This window comes from Streptomyces sp. NPDC058279 (assembly GCF_042881255.1).
Taxonomy (GTDB): Bacteria; Actinomycetota; Actinomycetes; order Streptomycetales; family Streptomycetaceae; genus Streptomyces.
Genome location: NZ_JBHVYA010000013.1, coordinates 68,281 through 88,429, shown reverse-complemented (window position 1 = coordinate 88,429; position 20,149 = coordinate 68,281). Strand labels below are relative to the sequence as shown.

General features: G+C 69.8%; 22 protein-coding genes. 9 read left to right on the top strand and 13 right to left on the bottom strand.

Translation table 11 applies throughout. The annotated features are described in order from the left end of the window. The first annotated feature begins 115 nt into the window (after positions 1 to 115). Both ACFVXJ_RS23240 and ACFVXJ_RS23235 read left to right on the top strand, forming a co-directional pair. A complete protein-coding gene (locus ACFVXJ_RS23240; RefSeq protein WP_361310035.1) occupies positions 116 to 670 on the top strand; it encodes a peroxiredoxin in 555 nt (184 codons plus the stop codon). Positions 671 to 673: 3 nt separating this feature from the next. Further along, entirely contained in the window at positions 674 to 1,210 is a 537-nt protein-coding gene (locus ACFVXJ_RS23235) for an alkyl hydroperoxide reductase (protein WP_389664276.1), read from the top strand. A 55-nt stretch (positions 1,211 to 1,265) separates the two neighbouring features. Here the strand turns inward: ACFVXJ_RS23235 and ACFVXJ_RS23230 are convergent, their stop codons facing one another. The 4 genes from ACFVXJ_RS23230 to ACFVXJ_RS23215 form a co-directional block, all read right to left on the bottom strand. Beyond that, positions 1,266 to 2,603 carry an AI-2E family transporter gene (locus ACFVXJ_RS23230; RefSeq protein ID WP_389664275.1) on the bottom strand — a complete coding sequence of 446 codons (1,338 nt, stop codon included), beginning with the start codon at positions 2,601 to 2,603 and terminating at the stop codon, positions 1,266 to 1,268. Positions 2,604 to 2,907: 304 nt separating this feature from the next. After that, complete coding sequence (locus ACFVXJ_RS23225) at positions 2,908 to 3,615, bottom strand: transglycosylase SLT domain-containing protein (protein WP_389664273.1); 708 nt, start codon at positions 3,613 to 3,615, stop codon at positions 2,908 to 2,910. Between the two features lie 450 nt (positions 3,616 to 4,065). Beyond that, positions 4,066 to 5,382: a PhoH family protein gene (locus ACFVXJ_RS23220; protein WP_136216150.1), complete on the bottom strand. Its 1,317-nt coding sequence runs from the start codon at positions 5,380 to 5,382 to the stop codon at positions 4,066 to 4,068. Between the two features lie 342 nt (positions 5,383 to 5,724). Continuing rightward, positions 5,725 to 6,486 carry an isoprenyl transferase gene (locus ACFVXJ_RS23215; protein ID WP_136216151.1) on the bottom strand — a complete coding sequence of 254 codons (762 nt, stop codon included), beginning with the start codon at positions 6,484 to 6,486 and terminating at the stop codon, positions 5,725 to 5,727. Positions 6,487 to 6,613: 127 nt separating this feature from the next. Between ACFVXJ_RS23215 and mgrA the strand changes: the two genes are divergently transcribed. Continuing rightward, the gene (mgrA, locus tag ACFVXJ_RS23210) at positions 6,614 to 7,651 is read left to right on the top strand and encodes an L-glyceraldehyde 3-phosphate reductase (protein ID WP_389664272.1); all 1,038 of its coding nucleotides are present in this window, start codon (positions 6,614 to 6,616) and stop codon (positions 7,649 to 7,651) included. 165 nt (positions 7,652 to 7,816) lie between these two features. Here the strand turns inward: mgrA and ACFVXJ_RS23205 are convergent, their stop codons facing one another. Next, on the bottom strand, positions 7,817 to 8,596 hold the full coding sequence (locus ACFVXJ_RS23205) for a prepilin peptidase (RefSeq protein WP_389664270.1): 780 nt from the start codon (positions 8,594 to 8,596) through the stop codon (positions 7,817 to 7,819). Between the two features lie 78 nt (positions 8,597 to 8,674). Between ACFVXJ_RS23205 and ACFVXJ_RS23200 the strand changes: the two genes are divergently transcribed. The 3 genes from ACFVXJ_RS23200 to ACFVXJ_RS23190 all read left to right on the top strand — a co-directional run bounded on the left by ACFVXJ_RS23200 (position 8,675) and on the right by ACFVXJ_RS23190 (position 11,621). Beyond that, positions 8,675 to 9,169 (top strand): DUF192 domain-containing protein, encoded by a 495-nt coding sequence (locus ACFVXJ_RS23200; protein WP_389664396.1) that lies wholly within the window; start codon positions 8,675 to 8,677, stop codon positions 9,167 to 9,169. Between the two features lie 226 nt (positions 9,170 to 9,395). Continuing rightward, positions 9,396 to 10,013, top strand: a complete 618-nt coding sequence (locus ACFVXJ_RS23195) for an SMI1/KNR4 family protein (protein WP_389664268.1) — start codon at positions 9,396 to 9,398, stop codon at positions 10,011 to 10,013. A 333-nt stretch (positions 10,014 to 10,346) separates the two neighbouring features. After that, entirely contained in the window at positions 10,347 to 11,621 is a 1,275-nt protein-coding gene (locus ACFVXJ_RS23190; protein WP_389664394.1) for an extracellular solute-binding protein, read from the top strand. 320 nt (positions 11,622 to 11,941) lie between these two features. Here the strand turns inward: ACFVXJ_RS23190 and ACFVXJ_RS23185 are convergent, their stop codons facing one another. Both ACFVXJ_RS23185 and ACFVXJ_RS23180 read right to left on the bottom strand, forming a co-directional pair. After that, positions 11,942 to 12,568, bottom strand: coding sequence for a hypothetical protein (locus ACFVXJ_RS23185; protein WP_389664267.1), 627 nt, complete (start codon positions 12,566 to 12,568; stop codon positions 11,942 to 11,944). A gap of 388 nt (positions 12,569 to 12,956) precedes the next feature. Continuing rightward, entirely contained in the window at positions 12,957 to 14,552 is a 1,596-nt protein-coding gene (locus ACFVXJ_RS23180; protein ID WP_389664265.1) for an MDR family MFS transporter, read from the bottom strand. A gap of 122 nt (positions 14,553 to 14,674) precedes the next feature. Here ACFVXJ_RS23180 and ACFVXJ_RS23175 point away from each other — a divergent pair, with 122 nt between their 5' ends. After that, entirely contained in the window at positions 14,675 to 15,259 is a 585-nt protein-coding gene (locus tag ACFVXJ_RS23175; protein ID WP_389664263.1) for a TetR/AcrR family transcriptional regulator, read from the top strand. A gap of 13 nt (positions 15,260 to 15,272) precedes the next feature. Here the strand turns inward: ACFVXJ_RS23175 and ACFVXJ_RS23170 are convergent, their stop codons facing one another. Then, positions 15,273 to 15,788: an ATP-binding protein gene (locus tag ACFVXJ_RS23170; protein ID WP_389664261.1), complete on the bottom strand. Its 516-nt coding sequence runs from the start codon at positions 15,786 to 15,788 to the stop codon at positions 15,273 to 15,275. 253 nt (positions 15,789 to 16,041) lie between these two features. On the opposite strand from ACFVXJ_RS23170, the gene ACFVXJ_RS23165 reads away from it, so the two are divergent. After that, positions 16,042 to 16,893, top strand: a complete 852-nt coding sequence (locus ACFVXJ_RS23165) for a helix-turn-helix domain-containing protein (protein ID WP_389664259.1) — start codon at positions 16,042 to 16,044, stop codon at positions 16,891 to 16,893. A 10-nt stretch (positions 16,894 to 16,903) separates the two neighbouring features. After that, positions 16,904 to 17,095, top strand: coding sequence for a hypothetical protein (locus ACFVXJ_RS23160; RefSeq protein ID WP_389664392.1), 192 nt, complete (start codon positions 16,904 to 16,906; stop codon positions 17,093 to 17,095). Here the strand turns inward: ACFVXJ_RS23160 and ACFVXJ_RS23155 are convergent. The 5 genes from ACFVXJ_RS23155 to ACFVXJ_RS23135 form a co-directional block, all read right to left on the bottom strand. Beyond that, positions 17,090 to 17,890: an alpha/beta fold hydrolase gene (locus tag ACFVXJ_RS23155; protein ID WP_389664257.1), complete on the bottom strand. Its 801-nt coding sequence runs from the start codon at positions 17,888 to 17,890 to the stop codon at positions 17,090 to 17,092. The genes ACFVXJ_RS23160 and ACFVXJ_RS23155 overlap by 6 nt on opposite strands. Positions 17,891 to 18,017: 127 nt before the next feature. Continuing rightward, complete coding sequence (locus ACFVXJ_RS23150) at positions 18,018 to 18,656, bottom strand: OmpA family protein (RefSeq protein WP_389664255.1); 639 nt, start codon at positions 18,654 to 18,656, stop codon at positions 18,018 to 18,020. Between the two features lie 4 nt (positions 18,657 to 18,660). Next, entirely contained in the window at positions 18,661 to 19,251 is a 591-nt protein-coding gene (locus tag ACFVXJ_RS23145; RefSeq protein WP_389664253.1) for a hypothetical protein, read from the bottom strand. Between the two features lie 27 nt (positions 19,252 to 19,278). Continuing rightward, on the bottom strand, positions 19,279 to 19,884 hold the full coding sequence (locus ACFVXJ_RS23140; RefSeq protein ID WP_389664251.1) for a pilus assembly protein TadG-related protein: 606 nt from the start codon (positions 19,882 to 19,884) through the stop codon (positions 19,279 to 19,281). Then, entirely contained in the window at positions 19,881 to 20,081 is a 201-nt protein-coding gene (locus ACFVXJ_RS23135) for a hypothetical protein (protein WP_389664249.1), read from the bottom strand. Before ACFVXJ_RS23135 ends, ACFVXJ_RS23140 begins: the two co-directional genes overlap by 4 nt. Positions 20,082 to 20,149: the final 68 nt, after the last annotated feature.

Below are 20,149 nucleotides of genomic sequence, written 5' to 3'. Positions count from 1 at the left end.
CAGCCACAAGAGTAGCTATTTCCGTAATCAATGCAGCTGTGCCAGCATGTGAGATCCGTCCAACCCCCTTGGAAAGCCCCCAAAAGGGGTATTTTCCTGTCTGCAAGGAGAGCACGTGCTCACTGTCGGTGACAAGTTCCCCACCTACGATCTGACGGCCTGCGTCTCGCTCGAAGCCGGCAACGAGTTCGCGCAGATCGACCACAAGACCTACGAGGGCAAGTGGCGTGTGGTGTTCTTCTGGCCGAAGGACTTCACCTTCGTCTGCCCGACCGAGATCGCCGCCTTCGGCAAGCTCAACGAGGAGTTCCAGGACCGCGACGCCCAGGTCCTCGGCGTCTCCGGCGACTCCGAGTTCGTCCACCACGCCTGGCGCAAGGACCACGCCGACCTGCGCGACCTGCCCTTCCCGATGCTGGCCGACTCCAAGCACGAACTCATGCGGGCCTGTGGTGTGCAGGGCGAGGACGGCTTCGCGCAGCGCGCCGTCTTCATCGTCGACCAGAACAACGAGATCCAGTTCACGATGGTGACCGCCGGTTCCGTGGGCCGTAACCCCAAGGAGGTCCTGCGGGTCCTCGACGCCCTGCAGACCGACGAGCTGTGCCCCTGCAACTGGAACAAGGGCGAGGGCACCCTGGACGCCGGCGCACTGCTGGCCGGTGAGTGAGCGATGTCCCTCGACTCCCTGAAGGCCGCCGTTCCGGACTTCGCCAAGGACCTGAAGCTGAACCTCGGTTCGGTCATCGGCAACAGCGACCTCCCGCAGCAGCAGCTGTGGGGCACGGTCCTGGCCTGCGCGATCGCCGCCCGTTCCGCGCGCGTCCTGCGTGAGCTGGAGCCGGAGGCGAAGGCGGCCCTGTCGCCGGAGGCGTACACAGCCGCCAAGTCCGCGGCCGCGGTCATGGCGATGAACAACGTCTTCTACCGGACCCGGCACCTGCTGTCCGACCCGGAGTACAACACCCTGCGCGCCGGTCTGCGGATGAACGTCATCGGCAACCCGGGCGTGGAGAAGGTCGACTTCGAGCTGTGGTCGCTCGCGGTCTCCGCGATCAACGGCTGCGGCCAGTGCCTCGACTCGCACGAGCAGGTGCTGCGCAAGGCCGGTGTCGGCCGTGAGACGATCCAGGAAGCCTTCAAGATCGCCTCGGTGATCCAGGCCGTCGCCGTCACCCTCGACGCCGAGGCCGCGCTCGCCACCGAGTGACGACCCGTACGGGTACGACCCCCAGGACCCCCGCGGCCGGCACCGGCCGCGGGGGTCAGGCGTTCGTGCCCGCTTCGCCTTCGGAGCGGGGGAGGGCCGTGGCGCCGTGCGGGCCCGGGCCCGTCGCGGTGGCCGCGGCCCGCTGCTGGTCGCGCGAGTACGCCCGCAGGTACACCACGACGGTGTTGGTGACGGCGACCAGCGGTACGGCGACCACCGCGCCGCCGATGCCGGCGACCATCCCGCCGGCCGCCACCGCCAGCACCACCGCGAGCGGGTGTACCCGTACGGCGCGGCCCAGGATGAACGGCTGGAGCACGTGCCCCTCCAGCTGCTGCACCGCCAGCACCACCAGCAGGACCATCAGCGCGATGAACGGCCCCTGGGTCACCAGCGCCACCACCACGGCCAGCGCCCCGGAGACGACCGCGCCGACGAGCGGGATGAAGGCGAACAGGAAGATGAAGACGGCGAGCGGCACCGCCATCGTGACATCGAGGAAGTAGAGCCCGAGGCCGATGAACACGGCGTCGATGAGGGCGACGAGCACGGTGCCCCGGACGTACGCGGTCAGCGTGCGCCAGGCGCGCGGGCCGGCGCCCGCGACCCCGGGGCGGGCCGCACGCGGGACCAGGCCGAGCGTCCAGGTCCAGATGCGCTTACCGTCGTAGAGCAGGAAGAGCGTCGAGAACATCGAGAGCAGGATGCCCGTCAGCACCTCGACGAGGACCGTCACGCCTTGCAGGCCGGCGGAGGTGATCTGCTCGGTGTTGGTGCCGATGGTGTCGGTGAGGCTCTTCGCGATGTCGTTGATCTGCTTCTCGGTGACGTGGAACGGACTGTCCAGCAACCAGAGTTTGAGTTCGTCGATGCCCTCGCGCACCCGGGCGGACAGGGTGTCGAGGTTCTCCATGACCTGCCACACCACGAACCAGCCGACCAACCCGATCACCACGAAGCCGAGGATCGCGGTCACGGCCGTGGCGAGCCCGCGCGGCAGCCCGAGCCGCCGCAGCCGTACGACGAAGGGCTGGAGCAGCGCGGTGACGAGCAGGGCGGCGGAGAAGGCGAGGACCACGAGGCGGACCTCGCTGATCACCTTCATCAGCACCCAGAGCATCCCGGCGAGGAGCAGCAGCCGCCAACTGGCTTCGGCGGCCACCCGCATCCCCCAAGGGATGACCGTCACCGGATCGGGCCGCTCCCGCCAACCGGAGTCGCCGCCGGGGGCGATCACGGTCGCGGGCACCGGCCCGTCGACGGGGGCCGGGACCACGACGGGGACGTCGACGGCGGTCTCCGCCTCGACCTCGGCCCGCCGTTCGTCGAGGCGCGCGCCGATCTGGCTGAGCCCTCTGCCGAGCCGGCCGAGCCAGCCTGCCCTCTTCGTCATGTCGTTCCCTTTCCCCCCGCGCGCGGACCCACTCGCCCGACCGTACACGCGGGGAGCCCCGCACCGTAGGACGGTGCGGGGCTCCCCGAGGTTGATCGCCGGGAGCGTGTTTCCCCGGGACGAGGTGAGAGCTGGACGGCCTAGGTCCTGTCGTCAAAGTAGCGCCGGTAAGGCCCGCGATGTCCGGTGCCGTGCATCGCAAGGCGGAGGGGCGCCCGTGTACTGGACGTACTCGGGCGCTCCGACAACGCAGCGAGGTGCGGTGCCGGGCGTCGCGGGCCAGGCGGGACTTTGACGACCGGGCCTAGTACCAGCCGTTGGCCTGGTGGAAGCTCCAGGCGCTGCACGGGCTGCCGTAGCGGTCGTTCATGTAGCCCAGGCCCCACTGGATCTGCGTGGCCGGGTTGGTGCGCCAGTCGGCGCCGGCCGAGGCCATCTTGGAGCCGGGCAGGGCCTGGACCAGGCCGTAGGCGCCCGAAGAGGAGTTCACGGCCTGGTAGTTCCAGGTCGATTCCTCGTTGATGATGTTGGAGAAGCACTGGAACTGACCGGCCGGCACGATCTGCCGGGCGATGTCCTTGACCTGGGCGACCGTGTAGGAGCCCTGGACGGCGAAGTCGCCGGCGCTGCGCGTCGCGGAGCGGCTCGCCACCTGCTCGTCCTCGTGCTTCTTCGCTTCCTCTTCGGCCTTCTTCTTGGCCGCGGCCGCCTCGGCGTCCGTCTTCTTCGCCTTGGCGTCCTGCGCCGCCTGGATGCGCGCCGCTTCCTCGGCCGAGCGCTGGGCGTCGGCTTCGGCGGCGTGGGCGATGGAGTCGGCCTGCTGCGTCAGGGACGCGCTCTGGACCTGCGCCTGGTCGCCGACCGGGATGTCAGTGAGGAGAGTCGTTCCGGCGGCGGTCGTTTCGAGGTTGTTCGGGGTGGCGTCGCCCGCCGCAACGCCCACGACTGCGCCGACGGTGGTGACCGCGGTGGCCGAAGCCACTGCGAACCCCCGGACCGAGATCCGGCTCACACGGTGTCCTTCCAGCAGCGTCCGCAGTGACCGCGCGGCGCAATAGTGCCCCTCGACACTGGCCTCCATGAATCCGCGGTCACTGGAGGCTCGGGCCCGGGGCAACTCCCTCGCGGGGGTTGCCGGCTTGCTCGGGCGGCATACGGCGACCGGCTCTGGAGTTGTTGGTGTGCGCGTACCTCGCGAGAGGTACAGGAGTGCCGTATGCGGGGCCTGACGGAAAGCAGACTCTGCCGGACCACGACGCCGCAGGGCAATTCCACGTTGCGTGGGAAAGGTCACACCTGCCGGAACGCCTTTGATTTCACCGAAGACCTGTGCGGCACGACGCCGCCCGGCTAGGCTGCTGCGCCTTCGCCGGGCGGCGTCAACTCATCCTCCGCCTATGGGGTTTCTGCCCCCTTTGTGCTCCGGAGTCGCGGTGCCTCCGGGATCACCGCCTCCCCGGGGTCAGAGCGTCTCCAGCATCTCGGTGACGAGCGCGGCGATCGGGGAGCGCTCGGAACGCGTCAGCGTGACGTGGGCGAACAGCGGATGGCCCTTGAGCTTCTCAACGACGGCGACCACCCCGTCGTACCGGCCGACCCTCAAGTTGTCCCGCTGCGCCACGTCGTGGGTCAGGACGACCCGCGAGTTGGCCCCGATCCGCGACAGCACGGTCAGCAGGACGTTGCGCTCCAGCGACTGGGCCTCGTCCACGATCACGAAGGCGTCGTGCAGCGAACGGCCGCGGATGTGCGTGAGCGGCAGGACTTCCAGCATCCCGCGGTTCAGCACCTCTTCGATGACCTCGCGCCCGGCGACGGACGAGAGGGTGTCGAAGACCGCCTGCGCCCAGGGGCTCATCTTCTCGGCCTCGGTGCCCGGCAGGTAGCCGAGCTCCTGCCCGCCCACGGCGTACAGCGGCCGGAAGACCATCACCTTCTGGTGCTGCCGGCGCTCCAGCACCGCCTCCAGGCCGGCGCACAGGGCCAGCGCCGACTTGCCGGTGCCGGCCCGGCCGCCCATCGAGAGGATGCCGATCTCGGGATCGAGGAGCAGGTCCAGCGCGATGCGCTGCTCGGCGCTGCGGCCGTGCAGTCCGAACGCCTCGCGGTCGCCGCGCACGAGACGGACGTTGCCGTCCGCCGTGACCCGGCCGAGTGCCTTGCCGCGCTCCGACTGGAGGACGAGCCCGGTGTGCACCGGCAGTTCGGCCGCCTCCGGCACGTAGAGCCGTTCCTCCGAGAAGAGCAGGTCGACCTGCTCCCCGGACAGCGCGAGCTCGCTCATGCCGGTCCAGCCGCTGTCGGTGATCGCCAGCTCGGCCCGGTACTCCTCGGCGAGCAACCCCACCGAGGATGCCTTGATGCGCAGCGGCAGGTCCTTCGAGACCACCGTGACGTCGTAGCCCTCGGCCTGGAGGTTGCGGGCGACGGCCAGGATGCGGGAGTCGTTGTCCCCCAGCCTGAAGCCCGCGGGCAGGACGCCGGGGTCGGAGTGGTTGAGTTCGACGCGCAGCGTGCCGCCCAGATCGCCCAGCGGGATGGGGGCGTCGAGGCGACCGTAGCGAACCCGGAAGTCGTCGAGCAGGCGCAGGGCCTGGCGCGCGAAGTAGCCGAGTTCGGGATGGTGCCGCTTGGCCTCCAGCTCGGTGATCACCACGATCGGGAGCACGACCTCGTGCTCTTCGAAGCGGGAGACCGCGTTGGGGTCTGCCAGCAGGACGCTGGTGTCGAGGACGTAGGTCCGCCTGTCGGGCAGGCGGCGCTTTGTGCTGGTCACCACGGAAGGACGTACCCCCTCGGAAGAGGTCGGGCCATGAAGACCGGACCGGTCATCGGCACCCATGCGTGGGCCGATTTCCGGCCCTCCACTTCGTCCGTGCGAACCGCACGCGCGTCCTGGTGCAAAGGGCCTCCCGGGCGGACGGCCCCATGCCGTCCGCTGAGACTCGACACCCGTGGATCGGGCGTCGACCTGCTAGGGGTATGCCCTCGAACCGACGCGCCCATGCCATGGCATATGACGGACGCTCGGTGAAGCGCTGGTGAAGGCTTCGCGACGCGGAGGGGCGACCCCGGAAGGGGCCGAGGGGGTGTCAGGTGGCCGGGACCGGGTCCCTGCTCGTCAGGTCCCGTACCGCCGGTGGCGCGCGGCGTAGTCGCGCAGCGCCCGCAGGAAGTCGACCTTGCGGAAGGCCGGCCAGAAAACCTCGCAGAAGTAGTACTCCGAATGGGCGCTCTGCCACAGCATGAAACCGGACAGCCGCTGTTCGCCGCTGGTGCGGATGACCAGGTCCGGGTCGGGCTGGCCGCGGGTGTAGAGGTGCTCCGCGATGTGGTCGATGTCCAGGACCTCGGCGAGCTCCTCGAAGGAGGTGCCCTTCTCGGCGTGCTCCAGCAGCAGCGAGCGGACCGCGTCGGCGATCTCCTGCCGGCCGCCGTAGCCCACCGCGACGTTGACGAGTATCCCCTCGACGTCGTGCGTGGCCTGCTCGGCCTCCTTGAGCACCGTCTGGGTGCCGGCGGGGAGGATGTCCAGGTTGCCGACGTGGTGGACCCGCCAGCGGCCGTCCGCGGCGAGGCCCCGCACGGTGTTCTCGATGATGTTGAGCAGCGGCCGGAGTTCGACCTCCGGCCGGTCCAGGTTGTCGGTGGACAGCATCCACAGGGTGACGACCTCGACGTCCGTCTCGGTGCACCAGCCCAGCATCTCGGAGATCTTGTCGGCCCCGGCCTGGTGGCCCTGTTCCGTCGTGCCTCCGGACGCCTTCGCCCAGCGCCTGTTCCCGTCCAGGATCACGCCGATGTGCTTGGGCGACGCGTCGTGGTCGAGGCGGCCTTCCACCCGGCGTGCGTAGAGCCTGTACACCAGGTCGCGCAGCTTCACGATCTTCCAGCCCCTCCGTGCGTCCCCCGTGCGGATTGCGGTCCTACCCCCGAGCCCGCCACATTACTGCGCGGCGGGATCGCGTACCCAACTCGGCCGGTCACAGGTCCGTGATAGGGAGGACAACGTGACTGATACCAATCCCTATCGGGCAGAGCCCTCGCGCTACGACTCCATGGAGTACCGCCGCACGGGCCGCAGCGGCCTCAAACTCCCGGCCATCTCCCTGGGCCTGTGGCACAACTTCGGCGACGACAAGTCGCTGGCCTCGCAGCGTGCCATCCTGCGCCGGGCCTTCGACCTCGGCGTCACCCACTTCGACCTCGCCAACAACTACGGCCCGCCGCCCGGTTCGGCCGAGCTGAACTTCGGCAAGATCTTCGCGCAGGACTTCGCGTCCCACCGCGAGGAACTGGTGCTCTCCACCAAGGCCGGCTACCTGATGCACGCCGGCCCGTACGGCGAGTGGGGCAGCCGCAAGTACCTGCTCGGTTCGCTCGACGCCTCGCTGCGGCGGATGGGCGTCGATTACGTCGACATCTTCTACTCGCACCGGTTCGACCCGGAGACCCCGCTGGAGGAGACCATGGGCGCCCTCGCGTCCGCGGTCCACCAGGGGAAGGCGCTGTACGTGGGCGTCTCCTCGTACACGGCCGAGCAGACGGCCGAGGCGGCGCGGATCCTCGTCGAGATGGGCGTGCGCCCCCTCATCCACCAGCCCTCGTACTCCATGATCAACCGCTGGACGGAGGAGGACGGGCTGCTGGACGTCCTGGAGGACGCCGGCATGGGCTGCATCTCCTTCGTGCCGCTGGCGCAGGGACTGCTGACGGGCAAGTACCTCAAGGGCATCCCGGAGGGCTCGCGGGCCACCCAGGGCAAGTCCCTCAACCCGGACCTGCTCTCGGACGACGTGGTGCGGAGGCTGAACGGCCTGAACGACATCGCCGCCCGGCGCGGGCAGTCGCTGGCGCAGCTCGCGCTGAACTGGGTGCTCCGGGACAGCCGGATGACCTCGGCGCTCATCGGCGCGTCGAGCGTGGCGCAGTTGGAGGAGAACGTGGCCGCGCTGGCCGGTCCGCCGCTGACCGCGCGGGAGCTGGAGGAGATCGATTCCCACGCCGTCTCCACGCCCGGCACCAACATCTGGGCCCAGCGGGCCTGACCTGCGGCGCGCCCGCGGCACTGACCTGCGCTTTCGCGGCGGTGCCCGCGGGGGTGGGGAGAAAAGAAAAACGGGCCGGTCCGTGGGGGGGATACGGACCGGCCCGAGGGGGGGGTTCCACCATAACCCTTCGTAAAGCGTCCTGCGTGCATCGGCGCGAAACGACTACGCTCCGAATCCGCCCAGCAGCAATCCCGTAAGCGCGCCGGCAGTCATGAAGGGGCCGAACGCGAAGGCCGTCCGCGCTCCCCCACGGCGGCGCAGCACAAGGGCGAGGCCGTACCCGGCGCCGTAGAGGAAGCCCAGGAACGTTCCGGCGAACCATACCCCCCACCCGTACCACCCAAGAGCGACCCCCAGCGACAGCGCCAGTTTGACGTCGCCGAACCCCATCCCGGCGGGGTTGATCAGGAACAGCACGAGGTACGAGCCTCCCAGCGCGGCCCCGCCCAGCAGCGCGAGCCGCCAGGACCCGGCGGCGCCCGGCAGCAGGGCCGCGCCGCCGAGCAGCGCGACGGTCAGCGCGGCGAGCGGCAGCGTCAGCGGGTCGGGCAGCCGGTGCACCGCCAGGTCGACCAGGCCGAGCAGGACCAGGGCGGGGGCGAGCGCCACGAAGGCGACCACCTCGGGGCGGGGCCCGCCGGCCACGGCCAGGGCGGCGCAGACCGCGCCGGTCAGTGCGGCGGTGCGGGCGGAGGAGGGCCCGTACGGATGCGGCCGCGCGGGTGGCGCCCCATCGGGTCCGGCCGGGTGGGCCCCTTCGGGTGCCCCCGCACCGCCCGGGCAGCGCGCGAGGCCGAGCCGGCCGGGCAGCGGGTGGCCCTCGGGACAGCGGTCGCGCCAGGGCTGCTCCGGCTCCACGGACAGCCGGTAGGCGGCTCGGGGCAGCAGCAGCCCACCGGTCACGCCGTAAACGGCGGCAAGGACGATCACGGCCAGACCCATGCGCAGACCGTAGGCCCCGGCGGGCGGCGCGGGCATGGGCCCGGGGGCCCATCGACCCCTACCCTGACCGGCATGGCGATCAGGCGGCACTGGACGGACGGTAGGGCCACCCTCAGGATCGGCGGCCCGGCGGAAACCGCGCCCGGGGCCCGGCCGGGGCCCTCGGCCCGCGCCGACCCGGCCCGACCTGTGGTCCAGACGCCCGAGGCACCGCTGCCCGAGGCCCCGTTCGATGTCCCGCCGGAGATCCCGCCGGAGATCCCGCTGGAGATCGCCGCCTCGTACCGGGCCCGCACCCGGGGCCTGCTCGGCCGTGACGGCATCACCGGCGCCCTGCTGCTGACCCCGGCGGCCAGTGTGCACACCTTCCGGATGCGCTTCCCCATCGACGTGGCGTACCTGGACCGGAACCTCACCGTCATCGCCGTGACCACGATGCCCCCCGGCCGCCTCGGCCTGCCCCGCCCGCGCGCCCGGCACGTCCTGGAGGCCGCGGCCGGCGCCATGGCCCGGTGGGGCCTGCGCCCCGGCACCCGGGTGGACGTACGGCCCGACAGTCGAGACGGCCGATAGGTCCTGTCGTCAAAGTAGCGCCGTTAAGGCCCGCGATGTCCGGTGCCGTGCATCGCAAGGCGGAGGGGCGCCCGTGTACTGGACGTACTCGGGCGCTCCGACAACGCAGCGAGGTGCGGTGCCGGGCGTCGCGGGCCAGGCGGGACTTTGACGACCGGGCCTAGGCGAGGCGCGTCGCCGGGGGTAGGTTGGGGCGGTTGAGCTGGGGTGGTGGCAGGGGAGCGGCATGACGGAGAACGTTGCGGTCAAGGCACTGGAGCAGATCATGCCCGCGACGCACGGCGCCGACGAGGACATCGACTGGCCCGCCGTGGAAGCGGCCTGGGGGACCCGGTTCCCCGCCGACTTCATCGCCTTCATGGGCCGTTTCGGCTCCGGGTCCATCAACGGCGAGGCCGACATCCTGCTTCCGCTCCCCAAGCCCGGACTCCAGTGGGCCCCCGCCGAGATGGCCGAGGAGACCGAGAACGCCCGGCAGGTGTGGGAGACCGAGGGCGGCCGGGCCGCCTTCGACGTGGACCCCGAGTCGATCATCGCGTGGGGCGTCACCGGCGGCTCCGACATCCTGTGCTGGCTGACCACCGACCCCGACCCGGACCGCTGGCCCGTCCTCGTCGTCGGGCGCCACACCGCCGAACCGTTCGCGGTCCACCCGTACGGCATGGCCGAATTCCTCTACCGGCTCTGCTCGGACGACTTCGACGTGAGCCCCGTCAGCATCACCTTCTGGGACGGCGGGCACCTCAGCTTCGTGCACTGGCGCAAGGCGCAGCGCCGTTGGCAGGAGGGCCGCAACCCCGAGACGGGTGAGCCCGACCCCTACGCGGGCGAGTTCGCCGACTAATCCCCGCCGCTGCCGGCTCGCTCCCCCCTCCCCTCTCCCCCCTCCCCTCTCCCCCCTCCCCTCCATCCCTCTCGTCGACCTGTTTCCCTCGGAAACGGGCGTTTCGCCATGTCTACGCGCGTCGGAATCGTGGATCACATATCGGAAAACACCATAGGGAATAAGGCCAGTTGGAGCATTGAACACAACTGCCGCCCCAATGGGACCAACCGCCCTGCCGTCAGGAGAGAATTCCGGCCAACGGGCCACGGAAGGACACCTCGGCCCGGAGTAACTCATAAGTAACACCGGGAATCACAAGAAAATCAGGGGAATCCACCCGTGCGACGAAGAATGTTCGGCCCGGCCGCCGGTGCGGCCGTGATCGGTCTACTGATACCTCTCGCAGGATGCGGCAGTTCCGGCGGACGCGCAGGTGACAGCGGTACGCTGCGCCTCGTCGCGGCGGAATACGGCGACAGTTCGGCCACCGGCTCCAAGTCCTACTGGGACAAGGTGACGCACGACTTCACCGCCGCCCACCCCGACCTCAAGGTCGAGGTGCAACTGTTGCCCTGGGCCGACATCGACCGCGAGGTCTCCCGCATGGTGAAGGCCGGCAACGCGCCGGACATGGCCCTCATGGGTTCGTACTCGGACTTCGCGGCGCAGGGCAAGCTCTATTCCGCCGACGAACTCCTCACCGTCACCGCGGAGGCGAACTTCCTCCAGCCCCTCACCGAGGCCGGCACCGTCGGCAGCACCCTCTACGGTCTGCCCTTCGTGGCGAGCAGCCGCCTGCTCTTCTACAACGACACTCTGTTCAAGCAGGCCGGAATCAGCGCGGCGCCCAAGACCTGGGCCGATCTGCAGACCGACGCCAAGGCCCTCAGGGACAAGGGGGTCAAAATCCCCTACGCGCTCCCGCTGGGTCCGGAGGAGGCGCACGCCGAGGCGTTGATCTGGGAGTTGAGCAACGGCGGCGGCTACGCCGACAGCAGCGGCAACTACAGCCTCGCGTCGGACCAGAACATCGCGACCTTCAAATGGGTCAAGGACCACCTGGTCACCCCCGGGCTGACCGGCCCGGTCGCCCCGTCGCAGTTCAACCGCGCCGACGCCTTCGCCGCGTTCCTGCGCGGCGAGGTCGGCATGGTCAACGGCTACCCGTCGCTCGCCTACGAGGCGCGCGCCAAGAACATCGAGGTCCGCGCCGTTCCGATGCCGGTCTCCGACACCCTCGGCGCGGGCGAGATCCCGCCCACCGTCGGCGTGGCGGACTGGATGATGGCGTTCAAGCAGAACGGCAAGCGCGCCGAGATCGGCACGTTCCTGGACTTCGTCTACCAGGACAAGTACCTGTCGGACTTCGCGAGCCGCTACCACCTGCTCCCCGCGACCGTCAGCGCCTCCCGCACCCCGGCCGGCGGCGGTCTCGACAAGACCGACCAGGACTTCCTGACCGCGTTGCGCGGGGCCCAGCTCTACCCGGTGAACGACCCGTCCTGGGTGACGGTCAGTGACACCATCAAGCGCAACATCGGCCGTGCGGTGGAACCGACGGGGGACGCGAAGAGCGTCCTGGAGGACATCGCCTCCAAGGCGAACGCGGCCCGCAAGCAGCACTGATCGGGCCGCCCCCGACAGCCATCGCCACAGCCACAGTTATGGCCATGGCCACCACGGTCGCCGTCGCCGTCGCCACCGTCCCGCGAGGTCTCAGCGCGTCAGCCCTCGGCGCTCAGCCCTCACCGACCGGCAGGCCCTCCCGCGGCCCGGCCGACCCGACCCCGGGCGAACTCCCCCCGCATGACGGGACCTTCGCCTCGCTCCGCATCCACCCCATGCGGCATCATGCTCTCCACGGCCCTTGATCCGAGGCCGCGGCCCAGCCGTCCGGCGACCACCCACAAGGTGCGCGGGCGGCCGGCCTTCCCGGGACGCGCCCCTCAGTGGATCCGCCCGTTGTCGTCCGAGAACGCCGTACGGTACTGCTCGCAGCTCGAATCCCAGTGCAGGGTTCCCCGCAGCGTCCCGTATCCGGATCGGGTGACCGACCACTCCACCGTGTACTCGCCGCTGTCGCAGGCGATCCGCTTCCCGCCGGGAACCTTGACCCGGCCCGTGGCAGGCCGGCCGGTCAGCTCCTGGTCCACCTCCGCCGCCTTGGCCTGCCCGGCGGTGCGCAGCACGGCGTGCACGACGATCGGGTGCTTGCCGTCCTTCGTCGTCACCGCCTTCTTGACGAGCTTGGAGTCGGCGACGGACCACGCGAACTCGAACGAGGGCGTCCAGGACATCGTCTTCGGGTCGGGAACCTCCCGCTCCCACTGCTGGCCGCCCTTCGATTCGGTCCGGGTCACCGTCTTGTACTGGATGTTCGGGTAGAGGCGGAACTGGGCTTCCACCTTGTGCATGTCGTCCTTCGTCCACATCGACTTCATCGCCTTCTCGTCGCCTGCCGGGTCCTGGAGGAAGGTGCCCTGCGCCGCGGTGGCGGCGGATTGACCGAGGGCGGGGGCGAGCGCCGCCAGGGCGGCGGTGAGGACGAGGGCGGCGGTGCGGGTGCGGTTCATACCCGGTCCAACGGGGGCTCGCGGCGGCCCGGAACGACACCGGGGGCGCGTTCACCCGTAAGGGAGCCGACACCCGCCGCGGAGCTGACACATCCGCGGAGCGCCGGGAATACCACCTGATCAGCGCCAGTTGGGCGGGTGTTCGACAGGTGCACCGACCCGCCCCCTGGACGTCATGGCGTACGGCAACCCCCGTTGGTGAAGACCCAGAGGCCGGCGGCGGGCGGAGTCGGCACGGCGGCCGGCATCGCGGGCATGTACGCGGCGGCGATCGGCGAGGTCGACGGCCGACCGGTGCCTGACGGCAAACGGCCCGGCCCCGGGGATTTGTCGATCCCCGGGGCCGGGCCGTTTCATGCCGTGCCTTGCCGTGCCGTACCCACGGGCTTCAGTGGGCGATGGACTCCGGCGCGAGCTGCGCCGGCTTGTCACCCTCGCCGGTGGCGTCGGCCGGAGCCGGGCCCGCGCCCCGCAGCGGGACCTCCTTGACGAACCAGGCCGCCAGGAAGCCCAGTACGGCGATGGCCGCGCCGAGCAGGAACGCGGAGTGCGTACCGGCGGCGACCGCGTGCTGGTAGGCGTCGCGGATGGCCTCGGGCAGCTTGGCGAGGCTGGCCGCGTCGAGCTGCGCCGAGCCCGCCTTGGCGGCGGCTGCCGGACCGAGCCGGTCGGTCATGGTGTCGGTGACCCGCGAGGTGAACAGGGAACCCATCAGGGCCACGCCGAAGGAACCGCCGAGCGTACGGAAGAGGGTGGCGGAGGACGAGGCGACGCCCATGTCCTTCATGTCCACGCTGTTCTGCGCGACCAGCATCGTGATCTGCATCAGGAAGCCGAGGCCGGCGCCGAGCACCGCCATGTAGAGCCCGGAGACGAGTCGGGTGGTGTCGGTGTCCATCGTCGCGAGCAGGAAGAGCCCGACGACCATGAGCGCGCCGCCGACGATCGGGAAGACCTTGTACTTGCCGGTGCTGGTGGTGATCCGACCCGCGATCAGCGAGACGACCATCATCGACAGCAGCATCGGCAGGAGCAGGAGCCCCGAGTTGGTCGCGGAGGCGCCCTGCACGGCCTGCTGGAACAGCGGCAGGTAGAGCACACCGCCGAACATCGCGAAGCCGACGAGGAAGCCGATCACCGACATGAGGGTGAAGTTGCGGCTGCGGAAGATGTGCAGCGGCATGACGGGCTCGGCGGCCTTGGTCTCGACGTAGAGGAACGCGGCGAGGGCGAGGACACCGACGACGATCAGACCGATGATCTCACCGGAACCCCACGCGTACTCGGTCCCGCCCCAGGTGGTGACCAGCACGGTGGAGGTGATGGCGATGGTCAGCAGGGCCGCGCCCAGGTAGTCGATCCTGGGGCGTTCGCCCTGTCCGGTCTTCTTCGGCAGGTGCAGGACCGCCGTGACCATCGCCAGCGCCACGGCGCCGAGCGGGAGGTTGATGTAGAAGGACCAGCGCCAGCCCATGTGGTCGGTGATGGTGCCGCCGACCAGCGGGCCGCCGATCATGGCGAGGGCCATCACGCCGGCCATCATGCCCTGGTACTTGCCGCGCTCACGGGGCGGTATCAGGTCGCCGATGATCGCCATGACGCCGACCATCAGACCGCCGGCGCCCAGGCCCTGGATCGCGCGGAAACCGATCAGCTGGCCCATGTCCTGGGCCATGCCGCTCAGCGCGGAACCGATCAGGAAGATCACGATGGAGGTGAGGAACGAGCCCTTGCGGCCGTACATGTCGCCGACCTTGCCCCAGATGGGCGTGGAGGCGGCCGTGGCCAGCGTGTAGGCGGTGACCACCCAGGACAGGTGCTCCAGTCCGCCCAGCTCGCCGACGATCGTCGGCATCGCCGTACCGATGATCATGTTGTCGAGCATGGCGAGCAGCATCGCGATCATGAGTGCCATGAGTACGACGCGGACGCTGCGGGGCTTCACCTCCCCGGAGTTCTCCGCTTGTTTCGTCATCTCCACCATGTCGTCCACTCCCCTGGCACTTTCCGCACCCGGCCACTTACTTGCCGCCCGGCTAGTTCACTACACTGGTGAAGGTAGACGCGTCACTAGCCGGGCGTCAAGTAAGTTTTTTGGGGAGAGTCATGTCCAGCAGCAGTCCGCACCAGCGGCGTGGGAACACGCGTCAGCGCATCCAGGACATCGCGCTGGAGCTCTTCGCCGAGCAGGGGTACGAGAAGACGTCGCTGCGCGAGATCGCGGAGCGGCTGGAGGTCACGAAGGCGGCGCTGTACTACCACTTCAAGACCAAGGAAGACATCATCATCAGCGTCTTCGAGGACCTGACCCAGCCCATCGACGACCTGATCGGCTGGGCCGAGGAACAGCCGCGCACCTTGGAGACCAAGCGCGAGGTGCTGCGCCGCTACAGCGAGGCGATGGCCTCCGGGGTCTCGCTGTACCGGTTCATGCAGGAGAACCAGGCGACGGTGCGGGAGCTCAGCATCGGCGACACGATGAAGAAGCGGCTCTTCGCCCTGGTGGAGCTGCTCCGGGCCGAGGACGCCCCGCTGGCCGACCAAGTGCGCTGCATCAGCGCGCTGTTCACCCTGCACGCCGGCATGATGTTCCTCCAGCACGTGGAGGGCGACCCCGAGGAGACCCGTAAGGCGGCCCTGGAAGTCGCCACGGACCTCATCACCCAGGCCCACCACCACCAGCAGCCGTAGCCCGGGGGGCACGTCAGGCGGAGAGGTACCCGACCGCCCCGGCCCCGGGGAGGGTCGCCCAGGTGCGCGTACCCCCACCGGGCTCGCGGGAGCCCTCGAACCCCCAGGCCCCGCCACACTCCCTGACGACCGCCGCCATCAGCCGCAGCGCGGAGCGCCGTCGCGCCTCGCAGTGGGCGGCGAGGCGGGGGTGCGCGTGGGGGGCGTGGCCGTCGTAGACCGTGAGCCGGAGGGCGTCGTCGCGGTGCCGGACGGACAGGTAGAGGCTCTGCCCGGGGTTCAAGTACCAGGCCGCGCCGACCAGTTCCCCGGTGACCTGCACGGCGGCCGGCGCGAGCGGGTCGAGCCGGTGGGCGTGTAGCGCGGCCCGTACGGCGCTGCGGGCGATCTGGGCGCTGTACGGCTCGCCGGGCACGGTGAGGCTGCACGCGAGGTCGTCGGCGCCCGGCGGCCCGGTGGGGGCGGCGGGCGCGGCCGGGCAGGCGGTGAACCCGCCGGGGGCGACGGCCGGGTCAAAGGGGCTGGGCATCGGTGACTCCCTGGTGTGACGTTGCTGGGCGGCTGACGTGACTTCGGCGAGTTCGACGCGCACGGGTGGCTGACGCGGGCGGGGAGCGTGGCTCGTCGCCGAGGCCCGAGGCATGCTGCGGCGATGCACTTCAACTTCCCTGCGTGAGCGGTGCGTTACCTAACGTAGCTGATGGCGTGGACTATTGGCCACCCGCTCGCGGAGATTGGCCCACCCTTGGATATCGAAGGGCTGGACACGGCAGACTGCAGCCATGCCGCCGAGGACTGCGCCGACCGAACGACAGAAGCGACTGGGCGCCGAGCTGCGCAGGATGAGGCTGGCGGCGGGCGTGTCCGCCGAATCCGCCGCAGGACTGCTCGGCGTCGACCGTTCCAAGGTCTCGGCCATCGAGCAGGGCATCCGAACCATCAGCGAGGAACGACTTCGGACGCTGGCCTGTCACTGCGATTGCGCTGACGAGCGGTACATCGACGCACTCGTGGCCATGGCCCAGCCCGGTAAACGGGGTTGGTGGGAGCGCTACCGCGGCTCCTTGTCCGCCGCGATGCTCGACATCGCCGAGACGGAAGCCCATGCCACCCGCGTGCGGTGCGCACACTCCGTGCACGTTCCAGGGTTGCTCCAGACCAGCGACCACGCCCTGGCGCTCTTCCGGTTCGTCGTACCGACCCTCCCGGAGCAGGAGATCGCCCTGCGCCTTGCCCATCGACTGGAGCGCCAGCAGGTGCTGGAGGGCGATGCGGCGCCCGAGTACATCGCGGTCGTGCACGAGGCGGCGCTGCGGATGCGCTTCGGCGGCCGAAACGTGGCGCGGGCTCAGCTCGATCACCTGCTGTACGCGTCGGAGCGGCACAACGTCGTTTTGCGTGTTCTCACTTTCGAGGCGGAGGGCTTCCCGGGCGCCGGCCAGACGGTCAACTACCTGGAGGGACCGGTCCCCCAGTTGGACACCGTGCAGGTCGACAGCACGCACGGCGCGGATTTCCTGCACACCGAGGCGCAACTGTCGAAGTACCGTTTCCAATTGGACTGGACGGAGCGGCTCAGTCTGGCGCCCGGCCCTTCCCGGGATTTCATCCACCGCCTGGCTCGTGAACTCTGAGAGGACTCCGATGGTCGACATCACCTGGGAAGACGCCTTCTGCGGCGAGGGCGCGAGCTGCTACCGGATAGGGGTCGACGGGGACGGCAACAGCTACATCGCCCTCTCCGGCCAGGAGGACACGTATCTCACAGACAGCCGCGAAGCCCTCCGGCAGCTCATCCGGGACATCAAGGCCGGTAAGGCCGACCACCTCCTATGAGTCCAGGAACGCGGTGAGGGTGTCGACGTAGGCGTCCGGGTGCGTGAGGTGGGGGACGTGACCGGCGCCCTCCAGGGTGACCACCCGGGCCCCCCGCAGCGCCTTGGCGAGCGTGGCGACGATCCCCGGGAACCACGGCATGCCCTCGCTGCCCGTGGTCAGCAGGGCGGGGCCGGTGTAGCCGGCGGCGAGGCGCGGGAGGTCGACCAGGGCCCACGCCGGGTCGGACTGCTCGTCGAGGAAGGTGGGGGCGTTGGCGATGAACGTCTCGCGGACCGACTCCGGCACCCGGTCCCACTCCCCCGGCCCGGAGACCACCTCCTCCACGAAGCGCCGGGCCGCGGCCTCGTGGTCGCCGCCGCGGATGTCCGCGAAGACGGCATCCAGCCGCAGCCGGGCGGCTTGCGCTTCCTGATCGCCCTCGACGAGGCCCGGCAACGGGGGCTCGTGGGCGGCGAGGCTGCGGAACAGGTCGGGGCGGCGGGTGGCGAGGCCGAGGGCGATGGACCCACCGAAGGAACTCCCGGCGACGTGGGCCGGAGCCAGGTCCAGGGTCTCGATGAGCGCCGCCAGGTCGTCCTCGTCCTGGGTGCGGGTCCCCTGGCCGGGCGGACGCTCGCTGCGGCTGTGGCCTCGGCGGTCGTAGACCAGTACCCGGTACGACTCGGCGAGGCGGAGGGCGACCGCGTCCCAGCTGTGGTGGTCGACCCAGGATCCGTGGACCAGGACGAGGGGATCGCCCTTCCCCGTGACCTCGTAGAAGAGTTCCACGCCGTTCACCCGAGCCCGTGGCATGCCGAGTCTCCTGATCCGCCGGTAGGTCCGCCGGGACACATACCTCGGGGTGCCACGGCTCACACGTGGGGTTAGCCCGGGTGGCGGCCGACCCCTCGCCGGGCCGGGGACGCCGCGGGGTCGGGACCTACCGCTCGCTGCCGCGCGGGAAGGTGACCTCGACCCGACGGTTCTTCTTGCGGCCCTCTTCGGTGCCGTTGTCGGCGATGGGGTAGTCCTCGCTGTACCCGCGGACGTCGAAGATGACCCCCGGACTGGTCACGGTCTTGGCGAGCTCCGCCTGCACGGCGTCGGCGCGCTGCTTGGACAGCTCCTTGCCGTGCTCGTAGCTGCCCTGGTCGTCGGTGAAACCGAAGACCCGGACCCGGGTCGCCTTCTGTTGGTTGATCTCCTGCGCGATGGCCTGGATCCGGGCGGCGGCCTGGGCGTTGAATACGGCACTGTCCTCGGGGAACAGCACCTCGGCCTGGAGGGCCATCATCACGGTCTGGTTGGTCTCCTGCCGCCGCTGCTCCCCGCCGAGGTCTTCGACGACCTCGGCGATGTCGAGCACCTTGACGGGGGCCAGGGTCCCGCCCTGCGGGATCTTGAGCCCGGGCGCGTTGGAATCGATGGCCACGGGCGCGGCGGCGGACGGCTCGGTCCCGGGCGGCACGGAGGGCTTGATGTCGTCGGCGTACGCGGAGGTCGCACCGAGGAGGTGGGCGCCGGCGATGACGAGGCCGGCGACGGCGGTCGCGGCGGAGACGCGGTGGCGTTGGCTCATGGGGTCACCCGGAGATTTTGACGGTGGCCGTGGCGAAGGTGGGGAGACTGAAGTCCACCTCGGTGGTCGTTGACGGTGGGGCGGGGAACTGGGCGAAGAAGGGGACCGTCTGGCCCGGGTCGATGATGGTCAGCCCGGTGGTGCAAAGGCACCGACCATCGGTGTCTCGCAGCACGTAGTACCGCTTCTTGCCGAGCTTGTCGACCAAAGTCACGCCGGCCACCGATGCACCACTGCTGTTCAGCTCGTTTCCCCGCCAAGCCGCAGTGCTCGCGAATGGCTGGCCACCGGTGTTCTTGAGCTGACCACTAACGGTCAGGAAACCACCGGCGTCGCGAACGGCAGAGTTGACGGTGAGGGTCATACCGGCCTCCCCGTTGACGGTGGCGAGGGTCTCCGTCGGCGTCGGCTGGGCGCTGCCAGTGGGAGCTTGCGATCGAGCCGCGCCATCCGGCGACTTTGAATGGCCTGGAGCCTGGCTGGCCTTGGGTTTGTTGTCGCCATCGCCACCGCAACCGGCCGTCGTGAATGCCAGAACCGTCACCAGTAGTGCGGCCACTCCCCCACGGACCGTCACCGAGTGCCGAGTGCTCATCTGCGCTGCTTCCTTCTCTCATTGCTGTCAGTCCACCAAGCGCACGTCGAACAGGCTCCTCGCCAGGGTGCGCCACGACTCGGGCTTCGTAGGGTCCAGCTTCAGGGACTTTCCGCCTTTGCACGTGAACTCGACCGACGAGGGCGTCGCAGGGGATGGATCCGTAGACGGGGCGGACCCCAGGTGGCAACGCGGCTCGATCGAAGCAGTGGCCTTCGCCTCCCCGTGCATACCGCCGGTTCCCGGAATCACCGAACTTCCCACCGTCCCGTGCGTTGACACCTCGACCGTGTAGCTGCGGGATGATGCGGTACAGGTAGCGGACGCGCCGTTCTGTTCGGCAAAGCTGCGTGCTTGGTCACACGCCCCCGTAGGGTCCAACAGATCACCGCGGAGGATCTTTTCCCAGTCCCCTTTCTCGAACTTCGTGAAGTCCAAGCCCGGTACGAGATGATCTCGCGCGTCTCGCGCAGCCGCCAGGGCGGCAGCATCCGCGGCCGCTTGTGCACTGCTGCGCGTAACTCCGGCCTGACTGATGACGAAGAAGGCAAGTGCGGCGAACAGCATGCCTGCGATCACCACGATGTAGATCGGGAATGCCTGCCCTCCATCGCGGAGCCGCCGCGCGATCACTTCCCCGCGGTTACCGACGCGACCGCCGTGGCAATGCGGTTGGTAATGGCCTGGCCGATGCCCGTGCCCACGATCGCGCCGATGATGACCACGACCACCAGGATGATGCCCAGGTACTCGAAGGCCGTCTGGCCGCGGTCCGCCGTGGTCTTGGTGCCGTACCGCTTCCGCATCCTTGCCAGGGTGTTGGGTGACATGGGGGTTTCCTCCCGGGCCGGTGCCGTTGTCGATGGGCGGACCGTACGGGGAGTTACGGGTGATAACC

Excerpts from the sequence above, each read along its gene's own strand:
- ACFVXJ_RS23155 (WP_389664257.1), bottom strand. The coding sequence starts at position 17,890 with ATGCCACGGGCTCGGGTGAACGGCGTGGAACTCTTCTACGAGGTCACG.
- ACFVXJ_RS23175 (WP_389664263.1), top strand. The coding sequence starts at position 14,675 with ATGTCCAGCAGCAGTCCGCACCAGCGGCGTGGGAACACGCGTCAGCGC.
- ACFVXJ_RS23135 (WP_389664249.1), bottom strand. The coding sequence starts at position 20,081 with ATGTCACCCAACACCCTGGCAAGGATGCGGAAGCGGTACGGCACCAAG.
- ACFVXJ_RS23150 (WP_389664255.1), bottom strand. The coding sequence starts at position 18,656 with ATGAGCCAACGCCACCGCGTCTCCGCCGCGACCGCCGTCGCCGGCCTC.
- ACFVXJ_RS23190 (WP_389664394.1), top strand. The coding sequence starts at position 10,347 with ATGTTCGGCCCGGCCGCCGGTGCGGCCGTGATCGGTCTACTGATACCT.
- ACFVXJ_RS23185 (WP_389664267.1), bottom strand. The coding sequence starts at position 12,568 with ATGAACCGCACCCGCACCGCCGCCCTCGTCCTCACCGCCGCCCTGGCG.
- ACFVXJ_RS23230 (WP_389664275.1), bottom strand. The coding sequence starts at position 2,603 with ATGACGAAGAGGGCAGGCTGGCTCGGCCGGCTCGGCAGAGGGCTCAGC.
- ACFVXJ_RS23170 (WP_389664261.1), bottom strand. The coding sequence starts at position 15,788 with ATGCCCAGCCCCTTTGACCCGGCCGTCGCCCCCGGCGGGTTCACCGCC.
- ACFVXJ_RS23165 (WP_389664259.1), top strand. The coding sequence starts at position 16,042 with ATGCCGCCGAGGACTGCGCCGACCGAACGACAGAAGCGACTGGGCGCC.
- ACFVXJ_RS23145 (WP_389664253.1), bottom strand. The coding sequence starts at position 19,251 with ATGAGCACTCGGCACTCGGTGACGGTCCGTGGGGGAGTGGCCGCACTA.
- ACFVXJ_RS23195 (WP_389664268.1), top strand. The coding sequence starts at position 9,396 with ATGACGGAGAACGTTGCGGTCAAGGCACTGGAGCAGATCATGCCCGCG.
- ACFVXJ_RS23235 (WP_389664276.1), top strand. The coding sequence starts at position 674 with ATGTCCCTCGACTCCCTGAAGGCCGCCGTTCCGGACTTCGCCAAGGAC.
- ACFVXJ_RS23180 (WP_389664265.1), bottom strand. The coding sequence starts at position 14,552 with ATGGTGGAGATGACGAAACAAGCGGAGAACTCCGGGGAGGTGAAGCCC.
- ACFVXJ_RS23205 (WP_389664270.1), bottom strand. The coding sequence starts at position 8,596 with ATGGGTCTGGCCGTGATCGTCCTTGCCGCCGTTTACGGCGTGACCGGT.
- ACFVXJ_RS23160 (WP_389664392.1), top strand. The coding sequence starts at position 16,904 with ATGGTCGACATCACCTGGGAAGACGCCTTCTGCGGCGAGGGCGCGAGC.